At 36.6% G+C, this 12,635-nt stretch carries 13 protein-coding genes; 7 read left to right on the plus strand and 6 right to left on the minus strand.

From position 1 onward, the window contains the following. Positions 1 to 4: 4 nt before the first annotated feature. The gene (gene kal, locus DF185_RS19625) at positions 5 to 388 is read right to left on the minus strand and encodes a 3-aminobutyryl-CoA ammonia lyase (protein ID WP_054718840.1); all 384 of its coding nucleotides are present in this window, start codon (positions 386 to 388) and stop codon (positions 5 to 7) included. 14 nt (positions 389 to 402) lie between these two features. After that, positions 403 to 1,053 carry a CoA transferase subunit A gene (locus DF185_RS19630; RefSeq protein ID WP_110362840.1) on the minus strand — a complete coding sequence of 217 codons (651 nt, stop codon included), beginning with the start codon at positions 1,051 to 1,053 and terminating at the stop codon, positions 403 to 405. A gap of 499 nt (positions 1,054 to 1,552) precedes the next feature. On the opposite strand from DF185_RS19630, the gene DF185_RS19635 reads away from it, so the two are divergent. Beyond that, positions 1,553 to 3,133, plus strand: coding sequence for a M28 family peptidase (locus DF185_RS19635; RefSeq protein WP_110362842.1), 1,581 nt, complete (start codon positions 1,553 to 1,555; stop codon positions 3,131 to 3,133). Positions 3,134 to 3,281: 148 nt separating this feature from the next. Here the strand turns inward: DF185_RS19635 and DF185_RS19640 are convergent, their stop codons facing one another. Continuing rightward, entirely contained in the window at positions 3,282 to 3,719 is a 438-nt protein-coding gene (locus tag DF185_RS19640; RefSeq protein ID WP_110362844.1) for a hypothetical protein, read from the minus strand. A gap of 111 nt (positions 3,720 to 3,830) precedes the next feature. Then, a complete protein-coding gene (locus DF185_RS19645) occupies positions 3,831 to 4,508 on the minus strand; it encodes a zinc metallopeptidase (RefSeq protein WP_110362846.1) in 678 nt (225 codons plus the stop codon). A 275-nt stretch (positions 4,509 to 4,783) separates the two neighbouring features. Here DF185_RS19645 and DF185_RS19650 point away from each other — a divergent pair, with 275 nt between their 5' ends. The 4 genes from DF185_RS19650 (at position 4,784) to DF185_RS19665 (ending at position 7,174) form a co-directional block, all read left to right on the plus strand. Next, entirely contained in the window at positions 4,784 to 5,953 is a 1,170-nt protein-coding gene (locus DF185_RS19650; protein ID WP_110362848.1) for a 1-acyl-sn-glycerol-3-phosphate acyltransferase, read from the plus strand. Positions 5,954 to 6,057: 104 nt separating this feature from the next. Then, complete coding sequence (locus DF185_RS19655; RefSeq protein ID WP_110362850.1) at positions 6,058 to 6,273, plus strand: hypothetical protein; 216 nt, start codon at positions 6,058 to 6,060, stop codon at positions 6,271 to 6,273. 81 nt (positions 6,274 to 6,354) lie between these two features. Continuing rightward, entirely contained in the window at positions 6,355 to 6,633 is a 279-nt protein-coding gene (locus DF185_RS19660) for a hypothetical protein (RefSeq protein ID WP_207784709.1), read from the plus strand. 259 nt (positions 6,634 to 6,892) lie between these two features. Further along, the gene (locus DF185_RS19665; RefSeq protein WP_110362852.1) at positions 6,893 to 7,174 is read left to right on the plus strand and encodes a hypothetical protein; all 282 of its coding nucleotides are present in this window, start codon (positions 6,893 to 6,895) and stop codon (positions 7,172 to 7,174) included. A 58-nt stretch (positions 7,175 to 7,232) separates the two neighbouring features. On the opposite strand, the gene aspS is transcribed toward DF185_RS19665, so the two are convergent. Further along, entirely contained in the window at positions 7,233 to 8,984 is a 1,752-nt protein-coding gene (aspS, locus tag DF185_RS19670) for an aspartate--tRNA ligase (protein WP_110362854.1), read from the minus strand. Between the two features lie 208 nt (positions 8,985 to 9,192). On the opposite strand from aspS, the gene DF185_RS19675 reads away from it, so the two are divergent. Both DF185_RS19675 and deoD read left to right on the plus strand, forming a co-directional pair. Continuing rightward, a complete protein-coding gene (locus tag DF185_RS19675; RefSeq protein ID WP_110362856.1) occupies positions 9,193 to 9,654 on the plus strand; it encodes a nucleoside deaminase in 462 nt (153 codons plus the stop codon). A 253-nt stretch (positions 9,655 to 9,907) separates the two neighbouring features. Beyond that, complete coding sequence (deoD, locus tag DF185_RS19680; RefSeq protein ID WP_110362858.1) at positions 9,908 to 10,624, plus strand: purine-nucleoside phosphorylase; 717 nt, start codon at positions 9,908 to 9,910, stop codon at positions 10,622 to 10,624. Between the two features lie 713 nt (positions 10,625 to 11,337). Here deoD and DF185_RS19690 read toward each other — a convergent pair. Beyond that, the gene (locus DF185_RS19690) at positions 11,338 to 12,564 is read right to left on the minus strand and encodes a 3-phosphoshikimate 1-carboxyvinyltransferase (RefSeq protein ID WP_110362862.1); all 1,227 of its coding nucleotides are present in this window, start codon (positions 12,562 to 12,564) and stop codon (positions 11,338 to 11,340) included. Positions 12,565 to 12,635: the final 71 nt, after the last annotated feature.

Genomic DNA, 12,635 nt, shown 5'->3' on the forward strand with positions numbered 1-12,635 from the left:
TATATTATTTACGTTGACAATTTTTAGGTGTAACACAAGTTCCTGTAGCACGACAAACTACTACTGGTTCTTCAAGAAAATCTGCAGCAGATTCAGAGATATCAGTTCTAGGAACGATAACCTTACGAGCTTCAAAAGTCATTTTACGACTTGAATTTCCTTCTTTAATAATTTCACCAACTGCTTCGATATAATCACCAGCATAAACAGGAGCTAAAAACTCAACATTTTCATAACCTGCGAACAATCCTTCGTCACCATCACGACGGATTAATAGTTCTGTTGCTACATCACCAAATAATTGAAGCATTTTTGCTCCATCAACAAGATTTCCACCATAATGTGCGTCATGAGAGCTCATACGCATTCTAATCATTGCCTTTTCCATTTGTCTATATTAGTTTAGTTGTTGTTAACGATATAATCCACAAAGATTGAAGGAGTTCTTACCTGTTCAGGGCTAATCTCTCCAACTTCAACCATTTTTTCCGCCTCAGCAATTACCAAATCAGCTGCAGTAGCCATCAACGGATTAAAGTTTTGAGTGGTTCCTTTGTAAATCAAGTTTCCTTGATTATCACTGATACTTGCACCAATCAATGCGATATCAGCACGTAAAGGTTTCTCAAGCAAATATTCCTTACCATCGACCTTTACAACTTCTTTTCCTTCAGCTATAATGGTACCTAAACCAGTTGGAGTAAGAACACCTCCCAGGCCAGCCCCTCCTGAACGAACACGTTCTGCAAGCGTTCCTTGAGGGCTAAACTCAACCTCAATTTCACCATTATTCATCTGCTCGATAGTTGCAGGGTTGGTACCAATATGAGAAGTAATTACCTTCTTCACTTGCTTATTAGCAATCAATTTACCAAGACCTTTATCTGCAAAAGCAGTATCATTACAAATGATAGTTAAATTTTTAACACCAGCTTTTACCAGCTGATCAACCATATTATTTGCAGTACCTACAGACATAAAGCCTCCAATCATAAGAGTCATTTCGTCTTTTACTTTCGACACTGCTTCGTTAATTGAGATTATCTTGTTCATTGAAATAATTTTTTGGAGAGATTTCTTCTCATCCCATTATTTTCAAGGAAAATCAGAAATCACATTGATTAATTCAATGACAAAGATAACGGAATATTCATTTCTTGAAAACGATTGCAAATCTTCATATTAAGACTGATTCTAAACGAAAAAACCAAGAAACATTTATTGCGTAAAACCATTCTAAACAAGATCAAGATCGAACAATTTTTCGTTAAAAAATCCAATTTCCTTGTTGTATTTTTAACTATTTATTTCAAAAAATCACAAATAATAAATCACATACAAAAAAAGTAACTGCTACAAAACATGTAATACAGAATCATTCTAAGCATATGTTATACAGCATGAAGCTTAAAATGACGTAATCCAAGCTAATTATACAAAATCACATCAAGTTGCCATTCAACATATCTTAACATCATATCAGCTCAATTGATTTCACTACTTTTAGTGCTCACAATTCAACCTTTAATTAAACAACCAAAACACACTTTTTATGAAACGCAACCTAAAAATCATTGTCATTGCCATTTTAATTCTGGCAGGTCACAATTCCTTTGGACAAAAAGATCCTGTAGTCAAAAAAATTATCGAAATCGGAAAAAATGATAATCAGTGCATGTCCCACCTCGACATTCTGAGTAACCGATTTGGAGGAAGGTTAATCGGTTCAAATGCATATGACAATTCTGCAGAATGGGCGGCAAGCAAATTCAAAGAATGGGGCATGGAGGTCATCATGGATGAAGTTGGCAGTTTACCAGTGGGATTTAATCGTGGTCCTTGGTTCGGGAGAATGCTTGGCGGAGACAACATGCACCTTCACTTTGCAACTCCTTCGTACACTGTAGGGACAAAAGGAGTACAAAAAGGCCATGTACTGTTAGAACCAAAAACCCAGCGACAATTCGATCGAATGAAGGGCAAATTAAAAGGAGCATGGGTGCTTATCGGTGGAAAAAACAAAGGATGGCCAATCGATTATTCGGAAAAAGCTGAAGAACATAGAGCAGAAATTCGCGCGGAAAATGCAAAGATTGAGAAGAAAAACGACAGCATCAGAAGAATCAACTGGAGAAACAGACATGGAGAACAAATTGAACTAATTCCTTTGAAAGAAGAGCCAGCCTTATTTTACAAACAAATGGTAGATGCGGGCATTCTAGGAATTATTCAATCTGCAAAACTTCCAATTACTGCCATGTACGACCGAAAGAACCTAATGAATATGACTTTCGAGACACTACCCAAAATTCCAGACATCAAACTAAATGAACATCAATATAAAACCATTGCACAAATGGCAAAAGAACGTCAGCGATTTGAACTGGAGTTTGATATTCGCAATCATTTTAGAATGGGACCTGTGAAATACCATAGTGTAATTGGTGTCATCAAGGGAAGCAAATACCCAAATGAGTATGTAATTATGGGTGGACACTTGGATGCTTTTGATATTGCAACAGGAGGTGTTGATAATGGATCTGGTGTTTCGCCAGCCATGGAGGCCGCCCGCCTAATAATGAAAGCAGGAGGAAAACCCAAAAGAACAATTCTGGTTTGTTTATGGGCAGGAGAAGAATTTGGCTTACTAGGTTCAAAACATTGGATCAAAACAAATCAGGATAAGCTGGATAAAATTGCCAACATGTTTAACCGCGACAGCGGACCAACAGCAACAACAAGCTTAAGTGTCACAAAAGCCATGTGGGACGATATGGAAAAGATCTGTAAACCTCTATCAACAATTAATCCAAATATTCCTTTTATACTTAAAAAGCGAAAGCCAACCAAGCGCCCTAAAACACCATGGGGAACAGATAGTGGTCCATTTGCCGTAGCAGGCGTTCCTACAATGGAATTTGGAAAAACCGATCATTTTGGATATGATTTCAGCTACAGGGAAATCTGGCATACCGAGAGAGATTTGTACAACATGAGCATTGCAGAATACCAGGAACATTCTTCTATCGTAACAGCCGTTGTGGTATATGGAATTGCGAACCTGAATCATCTTCTTTCCCGTGAAGGATATTATCTAGAAGAGAAAGATAAAAAAGAACTAACACAGAAATAAGAAAGCTTTCGATAACAATCGGAGAATAAATAGGCTATTAAAAAACAACCGAGGCTTGCCGTATAAATACAACAAACCTCGGTTTATATTTTGAGGTAATAAGCCACAACAACTTGTGACGAGATAATAATTCTTTTCTCTATATCTTTTACATGTTTTTATATGTTTTAACTTGTCTGTACCCAAGAACAAAAAGAGCAAGCAACTTAATCACTTCCATCACTATATACATTATATGAACCGAGCTTTTTTCGGGCTGCATTCCTTGCATTATTAATTGTGCATGCTCATTAAGTTCCGGAAGGAGATAACCCGATTGCGCCACAATAAATGTAAAGATTGTGATCCCGGTCACCACAACCACCTTATCGGCATAGTATACAAACAGGTACACCAGCATAATGGCAGTAAAAATCCGCTCTACAAAATTTAATGCCCCAAACACATGCATTCCCACATCTAAAGCTGTTGGAGTATCTAGTGATTCTGCACGAAATTTAACCCAAGCTTCCATAAAACTAATGGCAAGAATAAAGCCTGCCCAAATAAAAGTGACTACAAAGCCGTATTTTATAAATCTACCCATATATCTTATTTTTATTTTGAACCATTAAAAATAAAAAAAGATTAATTAGTACAAACAAAAAAAAGACTCCATTTACAATGAAGCCTTTTCTATTATAATTTATTCTAACATCTACTCTCTTCTTCCCATGTAGAGCATCACATAATACATCAATGTAGCCAATGAGGATAATGCAGCCACGATATAGGTGTAAGCTGCCCATCGCAATGCATCATCTGCATTTTTTTGCGATTCATAGGTTGTAATCCCAGTTGTCTTCAACCATTTTAAAGCCCTATTACTGGCGTCAATTTCAACTGGCAAAGTAATAATACTAAACAATGTAGTTGCGGCAAACATTACAATACCTGCAAGTAAAAGCTCAGGAAAAGAATTAATCATGATGATACCAGCCAATAAAATCCACTGCAACCATTTCGAACTAAAACTCACCACTGGCACCAAAGCGGATCTCATTTGCAACCACGAATAAGCCTGCGCATGCTGAATTGCATGCCCTGTTTCATGAGCAGCAACTGCTGCAGCTGCAACATTTCGTCCATGATACACTTCCTGACTCAAATTAATGGTTTTCTCTGCTGGATTGTAATGATCTGACAGCTGCCCACTCACCGATCCTATCCTAACTCCTGTTACCCCATGATCTCTCAACATTTGCTCTACCACCTCTTTTCCACTCATTCCATTCGAGGTAGGAATTTGAGAGTATTTTTGAAATCGTGACTTCAACTGATGACTCACCAGCCAACTCAACAAAGTAAATCCTATAAAAACTATCCAAATACTCATATTCTCTCATTTTATTATTTCAATTCAAGTGGATCAAATTCTTTGCCAATATATAATCATTTCATATTAGTGCCGATTTGTCAGTCACAACTTTGAGCACATGCTGTTTGTATCACTATCAAAATCACACCCCTAAACCTGTTATCCTAAAATCCAAATCTTTGAATTTCAGACAGATTTAAGAGCTTGAAATCCAAAAAATCGCTACATTTTCTTAGATTTACACATATAATGCTTATTTTTGCCACTCCTTAAAAAACTAATTCAACCAAAGAATGATCACCGAATCAGATTTTGATGACATAAGACCATATAACGATTCAGAGGTAGTTGAAGTAATTAATCGCCTTCTTCAAGAAGAAGCGTTTATTAAGTTTGCGCAGCAACTTTTTCCTGGTTTCACAAAAGAAATGATAGAAAAAGCCTTGAGCGAAGTGAAATCCATCAAGGAATTTCAGGGTAATTTTATTATCCGATTGGCGCAACACATTATCGACAACACAACCAAAGGAATCACAATTGACGGATTGGAAAACTTAGACCCTAACGAAAGTTATCTATTCATTTCTGATCATCGTGATATTATCCTTGATTCAGCATTGCTTAATGTAATGATGCATCACCATGGTTTTGAAACTACTGAAATTGCAATTGGAAGCAACTTATTAATTCAGCCTTGGATTGCTGATTTAGTAAAGCTGAACAAAAGTTTTGTCGTAAACAGAAATGTAACTGTTCGCCAAATGTTGGAAAGTTCAAAACAACTTTCCAATTACATTAACTTTGCCTTAAACACCAAGAAATCCTCAATTTGGATTGCTCAACGTGAAGGTAGAACAAAAGATGGTGATGACAGAACCCAACAAAGTCTTTTAAAAATGCTACAAATGAGTGGCGGAAAAGAATTTTGTTCTCACTTTAAAAACCTAAGAATTGTTCCTGTTGCCATTTCTTATGAATATGAACCTTGCGATGCAATGAAAACTCTTGAGGTTCATTTAAAAGAAACTGAATCTGGGTATCAAAAAACTGCGAAAGATGACTTAAGAAGTATGATTCGCGGAATGATCAACGAAAAAGGTCGTGTTCACTTCAATATCGGCAAACCAATATCTCACATGTTGGATACCATTGAAGATATGGATGAAAGCAAAGATAAATTCAAAGCTCTTGCTGATTTAATTGATTACAGAATTCACAAAAATTACAAATTGTGGCCTGATAATTATATTGCATACGACATTGTTAACAACAGCAAAGAGTTTCTTGACAAGTATACCATTGAGGAAAAAGAATTGTTCCTTAAACACATGGAGAAGAAAATTGCTACAATCGAAGATCGTGCTGAAGACATGGAAAGATTACACCAGATCTTCTTTGAGATTTACGCAAACCCTGTAAAAAACAGGCTAGAATTAACAAAACCAGAATTTGTTGAAGATTAAATAACTCAAAAGGCTTTCATAACGAAAGCCTTTTTTATTGCTTTTTCTTTTTATTGAACGAGAATTTTAATAATTTCGGTCAACGAAAAATCAACTATACAATTATGAAATTGATAAAGTTTCTTCTGATCATGTCTACCTTTTTAATAATGGTAGCCGCAATTTTTAATCTTTTAAATGCTAATGCAGAAGCGCCGGATAGAACAGGTGTTTACATCGAACTTGTTGTAATGTTCGTTCTTACGCTTACGATGGTATTATTGAACAACGTAGAAAAAAAGATGAAACAATTGGAAAACAAACAGGATCAGGAGCTTTAATGGCTCCTTTTTTTATGCTTAAAATTCACAAATCTATGGCATTAAGAAACCTTAAAAATTGAATTACCCAAATCCTAAATAATGTTAAGGCTTGTTAATGCATTCAATATTTCAATAAAGATTTTGGTATATTCGAATGCAGGCTCAAAACAAAAAGAAAAATTAATGCTTGAACAAACAAAAATTGTACTATCTAATGTCAGCTTTGACTTAGGCTTATTTCGAAAAGAACTTATTAAGGCTCTTAAATGGTTACAACCATCAGAAGTAGCCGCTCTTAAAAACTGGTGTTCGGAAAATTTTTCAGGAAGATTCGATGAAATCGCAAGTGAAGTTCTCCACCCACAATTGTCTTTATAATATTTGTAACAACCAATAATACGGAGAGGTGTATCACACCTCTCTTTTTTTTGTGTTTGTAATACCGATTATTAATTAGTAGGAGCCTTTTGTTCGCATTACTCCAAAAGACTAACTAATTATATATCGGCATTTCAATTTAATATTCCACAGTTTCGCTAAAGCTCACTCTGAAATTTAAATGGTATAATTTACTATCAGTGACCCATTTCCAATTCGAAAAATTAGCTTAACTTCGCAGCTGATAAAATTTAAAGAGATGATAAAGTTTAAACGTCATATTAAAGTTGATGATCAGGTATTCGAAACCTGGTTTGGCATGGACATCAAAAAGAAAGGCAGCAGGCCTAATGTTAGTATCTTTTACTATACAGATGATCCAAACGAAGAATTAAGTGTTCACCAACTAATTAAAGGGAATTTTACAAGCAAAGATGAAGCTGTAAAATACGGTACCAGATTCATGAGAAGAATGTACCAAGACATGATAAAAAGAGAAACTTCTTCAAGTGAAGAAAACGAAGAAGAAACGACACTATAAATTGCCTCATAAAAAAACCCGATCGATTGATCGGGTTTTTCTTTATCTGAATTTTAAATTATTCTTTTCTGTAGTCAAGTCCTAGCTCCACCATTTGCTCGTCAGCAATAGTTGAAGGTGAATCAATCATCACATCACGACCTGAATTGTTTTTAGGGAATGCAATTACGTCACGGATAGATTCGATTCCTGCGAACAATGATGCCAAACGGTCGAAACCAAAAGCAATACCACCATGAGGAGGTGCACCATACTGGAATGCATCCATTAAGAAACCGAACTGAGCTTTTGCTTCCTCATCGGTAAATCCAAGATGCTTGAACATTTGAGCTTGCAAATCGGTATCGTGAATACGAATAGAACCTCCACCAATTTCAACACCATTAATAACAAGGTCGTAAGCATTTGCACGAACTTTTCCTGGCTCTGTTTCCAACATGTGGAAATCCTCTGCTTTAGGAGAAGTAAATGGATGGTGCATTGCATGATATCTTTGAGAATCCTCATCCCATTCCAATAGAGGGAAATCAACAACCCACATTGGTTTGAATACATTATTATCGCGTAAACCTAGCTGAGTACCCATTTCCAAACGCAACTCACAAAGTTGAGATAAAGTTGATTTCTTATCACCAACCAAAATCAAGATCAAATCGCCTGGTTTTGCATTACAAGCTTCGGACCACTTTTGTAGGTCTTCAGCACTGTAGAACTTATCTACCGATGACTTAAATGAACCATCTTCGTTATACTTCACGTAAACCAATCCTTTAGCACCAATTTGTGGACGCTTTACAAAATCAGTTAATTTATCCAATTGTTTACGAGTATAGCTTGCACATCCTTCGGCGCAAACTGCTCCAATATATTCTGCTTCGTCGAATACTTTAAAGTCGTTTCCTTTTGCAATAACACTAAGGTCAACGAACTCCATACCGAAACGGATATCTGGCTTATCGCTACCATATTTTTCCATTGCTGTAGCGTAATCCATACGTGGGAAATCGTAATCGATATCCACATTCTTCAATTTCTTGAATAAGTTTTTGGTCAATCCTTCGAAAGTATTCAAGATATCATCTTGCTCCACAAATGCCATTTCGCAGTCAATTTGAGTAAACTCAGGCTGACGGTCGGCACGCAAATCCTCATCGCGGAAACATTTTACAATTTGATAGTAACGGTCGAAACCAGAAATCATCAACAATTGCTTAAACACCTGTGGCGACTGTGGCAATGCATAAAACTCACCCGGATTCATTCTCGATGGAACGATAAAGTCACGTGCTCCTTCAGGAGTAGATTTAATCAAAACAGGAGTTTCTGTTTCGATGAAGTTTAATTGGTCAAGATAATTTCGAACCTCGATACCCATTTTATGACGCATCACAAGATTTTCGCGAACACAAGAACGACGCAAATCAAGGTAACGATATTTCATTCTTAACTCATCACCACCATCGGTATCATCTTCAATTGTGAATGGAGGCAAAGCCGATTTGCTCAACACCTCAAGTTTTTCAGCAATAATTTCTACATCACCAGTAGACATTTTACTGTTTTTGCTTTCTCTTTCTGCAACCTTACCTGTAATGGCAACAACGAACTCACGTCCTAGCTTACGAGCTTGCTCACACAATTCAGCATTTGTTTCCATATTGAAAACAAACTGTGTAATGCCATAACGATCTCGAAGATCGACAAAAGTCATTCCACCCAAATCGCGTGCTTTTTGCACCCAACCACTTAATGTTACCGTTTCGTTTACATTCTCAATTCTTAATTCTCCGCAAGTATGAGTTCTGTACATCTTTTACCAATTAATTGAATTAAATTAGCTTTTAGCCTTTAGCTATTAGCTCTTAGCTTTTAAAATTCCACACCAGAACATCCAAATCACACCATCAATTCTAAAATGGAATTCATTCTTTGTTACTGGTTTTGTTAACTTTGCGAAAATACTAACAATTTGTGAAACAGAATAGCTTTCATTAACAGATTTATAAAAAAGATTATTTATGAATTCGAACGATACAATTACTCCCTTCTCCGATGAATATTTTATGAAACAAGCCATGCAGGAAGCCTACAAAGCTTTCGAAGAAGATGAGATTCCTGTGGGTGCTGTAATCGTTAGTAACAATAGAATAATTGCCCGTTCGCACAATTTAACCGAACGATTGAACGATGTAACCGCCCATGCCGAAATGCAAGCCATTACTTCGGCCGCAAATTATTTGGGCGGAAAGTATTTAAAAGATTGCACCCTTTACGTTACTTTGGAGCCTTGCAACATGTGCGCAGGCGCTTTGGCCTGGTCGCAAATTTCCAGAATTGTTTATGGCGCTGGCGACGAAAAAAGAGGCTTCTCACGATTTACGCCTTCTCCCCTTCACCCAAGAACCGAAGTGGTATCTGGCATATTAGAAGAGGAAAGCTCAGAACTCATCAAAAGCTTTTTCGCAAAAAAAAGAAACTAGCTTTAAAAAAATCAAATCAGAATTACTTATTTACAAAAAAAGATTACTTTTGTGCTCGGCTTTAAATTTTTAAGCAGATTGTGTTAGAGATAATTTCGCCTGCTTAAAAATCAAAAAGCATACTACCGTCCAACCCATTTTATAATCCATTCTCTTTTTTTAGAAAGCGAGTAAAGCGCAATATTAATTGCGGTATGATTCATTTTATACGTAAAACGATTATCTTTATTAGTAATTTTTAAAAAAGGATACCATGAGTGCACACAACGAAGCAAAAATGGGCGAAATTGCCGAAACTATACTTTTACCAGGCGATCCACTAAGAGCAAAATACATTGCTGATAACTTTCTGGAAGATGTAGTATGCTACAACCAAGTAAGAAACATGCTTGGATTTACCGGAACTTACAAAGGAAAAAGAATTTCGGTTCAAGGAACAGGAATGGGAGTTCCATCAATCTCTATTTATGCTCATGAGTTAATCAACCAATATGGTGTAAAAAACTTGATTAGAATTGGAACTTGTGGATCATTCAACAAAGATGTTCACGTACGCGACGTAATTTTATCGATGACATCATGTACCGATTCTGCAATCAACAAGAATTTATTTAGAGGAATGGATTATGCTCCATGTGCTGACTTTGGATTGTTAAGCGATGCACACAAAGCTGCAGTTGAAAAAGGTGTAAATGTAAAAGTTGGATCAACTTTAACTTCTGATATTTTCTATCACGACCTTGACAACAATCCTGAACCATTTAAACTATGGGCAGATTACGGAGTTCTTGCTGTAGAAATGGAAGCTACTGCATTGTACACTCTAGCTGCTCGATTTAACGCAAAAGCACTAGCAATTATGACTGTAAGTGATCACATCCTTACAGGAGAAGAAACAAGTGCTGATGAGCGTCAAACCACTTTGAACACGATGATTGAAATTGGTTTGGAAACTGCAATTAGGCAATAATTTAGATCAGATACATTTTTAATGTACGGAATGGAGGAGCTATCGGGGCTCCTCTTTCTTTTTTTGGGGAAATCTTAAAATAAATTGTTATTAACCCGATATTTTGAATCCACACCCTCTATCTTGAAATAGCTTCTCCAGTATTTTTAATCCAAAACACCGAAAGGAAAAACACTTCCCAACTTTTTTGAAAGCTTTGGAACATTGCGGTTATCACTTCCCAACTTTTTTTAGAACCAAACCAAAAATACGAAAGCACTACTTAACTTTTTTGAATGCCATCAACATAACAGGAAAGCTGTATTTGATTTTTTTTAGCCTCACCCACAACTCACAAATGCCCTTTTGAACTTTTTTGAATGCCAACCTAACCTCAGGAAGGCACTTCTCAAACTTTTTGAGCCTCATCACGTGCTGTGGATTCAATTTTTTGTGAGCCAAAAATCATTCTCCACTCCATGATGGCTTTCAAAAAACCCTGGAAACACCATCAAGCATTGTCGATGGCACTAAAAAAAGTCAGGAAGCTATCTCCTACTTTCATGTTGGCATTCAAAAAAGTCAGGAAGATATTTCATGCTTTCATGATGGTATTCAAAAAAGTTTTGAAGCTCATACAAGCTGACGGCTTTGCTTTCAAAAGATTTAAAACACTTTTCCATCAAGTGTTAGTGAGCATAAAAAAAGCTCGGAATCAAACCGAGCTTCTAATATTATATTTCTTTTACCTCAAAGTTTAAAGACTTTAACTGTTCCCAAAACTCAGGGTAAGATTTTTTCACCACTTGCGGATCGTCAATCAAAACATCGTTTCGTAAGATGGCAACCGGAGCAAATGCCATGGCCATTCTATGATCGTGATAGGTTTCGATCACAATTTTCTCATCCTCCTCTTTTCGTTCTCCATCCCAGGCCAACTCACCTTCTGCTGGTTCATGAAGTACATATCCCAACTTGCCAAGCTCTGTAATTAAGGCGTGAATTCTATCGGTCTCTTTAATCTTTAAAGTCTCTAGTCCTTTAAAGTGAAAAGAAATTCCTTTTAAACAGGAACACACGGCAAAAGTCTGAGCCAAATCGGGCATTTGCAAAAAATCATACACCAACTTTTTGCAATCGCTCTCCTTCTTTTCAATAAACATGCCTCGTTTCGAGAATTGTGTTTTCACACCCAACTTTTCGAACACAGGTACCAAACCCGAATCCCCCTGGAAACTTCTTCTTCTCAATCCATCCAGGTACAATTTCCCTTCAGCGGCCAATGCCATAAACGACCACCAGTATGATGCTCCTGACCAATCGCCTTCAACCGTATACGGAATTCTTTGGTAAGCTTGTTTGGCAACAAATATTTCTTGCCCTTTAAATTCCGATTTTACACCAAACTCTTCCATAATATTCAGAGTCATTTCGATGTACGATCGTGAAACCACATCCCCTTTTAATTTAATGCGCAATCCATTTTCCAGAGTTGGCGCAATTAATAAAAGTGCCGATATGTATTGTGAACTGGTATCACCTTTCAGCTCTACTTCTTTACCAGTGATATTTGATCCAAAAATCTTTAAAGGCGGATAGCCTTCTTTCTCCAGGTAAGAAATTTGAGCTCCTAAAGAATTTAATGCATCCACCAAAACACCAATGGGACGTTCTTTCATTCTATCAGATCCTGTCAAAGTCCATTCTCCAACAATTTTCGACAAGTAGGCAGTCAAAAAACGCATGGTTGTTCCTGCATGCCCCACATCAAAAGTATTGGTATTCGAGAATAGAATGTTTTGCATTGCTCTCGAATCATCACAATCCGATAGGTTTTTAATCGGTTCGAAACTATTGCTTAAAGCATTAATTATCTGAACTCGGTTCGAAATACTTTTCGACGATGGAAGTACAACTCTTCCTTCCAGAACTTTATTGGCTTTAGAAATGGAATATTGCATGATCTATTGATTTTGTATTACAAAAATAGGCCAACAATTTTGAATGATTGTTGGCCGCATATCATATAAAA

The sequence above is a fragment of the Marinifilum breve genome, from assembly GCF_003202155.1.
Classification (GTDB): Bacteria; Bacteroidota; Bacteroidia; order Bacteroidales; family Marinifilaceae; genus Marinifilum; species Marinifilum breve.

What these genes read in the sequence shown, in the direction of transcription:
- deoD (WP_110362858.1), top strand. Translation starts at nt 9,908, where the DNA reads ATGAGTGCACACAACGAAGCAAAAATGGGCGAAATTGCCGAAACTATA.
- DF185_RS19650 (WP_110362848.1), top strand. Translation starts at nt 4,784, where the DNA reads ATGATCACCGAATCAGATTTTGATGACATAAGACCATATAACGATTCA.
- DF185_RS19645 (WP_110362846.1), bottom strand. Translation starts at nt 4,508, where the DNA reads ATGAGTATTTGGATAGTTTTTATAGGATTTACTTTGTTGAGTTGGCTG.
- kal (WP_054718840.1), bottom strand. Translation starts at nt 388, where the DNA reads ATGGAAAAGGCAATGATTAGAATGCGTATGAGCTCTCATGACGCACAT.
- DF185_RS19630 (WP_110362840.1), bottom strand. Translation starts at nt 1,053, where the DNA reads ATGAACAAGATAATCTCAATTAACGAAGCAGTGTCGAAAGTAAAAGAC.
- DF185_RS19660 (WP_207784709.1), top strand. Translation starts at nt 6,355, where the DNA reads ATGTTAAGGCTTGTTAATGCATTCAATATTTCAATAAAGATTTTGGTA.
- DF185_RS19690 (WP_110362862.1), bottom strand. Translation starts at nt 12,564, where the DNA reads ATGCAATATTCCATTTCTAAAGCCAATAAAGTTCTGGAAGGAAGAGTT.
- DF185_RS19640 (WP_110362844.1), bottom strand. Translation starts at nt 3,719, where the DNA reads ATGGGTAGATTTATAAAATACGGCTTTGTAGTCACTTTTATTTGGGCA.
- aspS (WP_110362854.1), bottom strand. Translation starts at nt 8,984, where the DNA reads ATGTACAGAACTCATACTTGCGGAGAATTAAGAATTGAGAATGTAAAC.
- DF185_RS19665 (WP_110362852.1), top strand. Translation starts at nt 6,893, where the DNA reads ATGATAAAGTTTAAACGTCATATTAAAGTTGATGATCAGGTATTCGAA.
- DF185_RS19635 (WP_110362842.1), top strand. Translation starts at nt 1,553, where the DNA reads ATGAAACGCAACCTAAAAATCATTGTCATTGCCATTTTAATTCTGGCA.
- DF185_RS19655 (WP_110362850.1), top strand. Translation starts at nt 6,058, where the DNA reads ATGAAATTGATAAAGTTTCTTCTGATCATGTCTACCTTTTTAATAATG.
- DF185_RS19675 (WP_110362856.1), top strand. Translation starts at nt 9,193, where the DNA reads ATGAATTCGAACGATACAATTACTCCCTTCTCCGATGAATATTTTATG.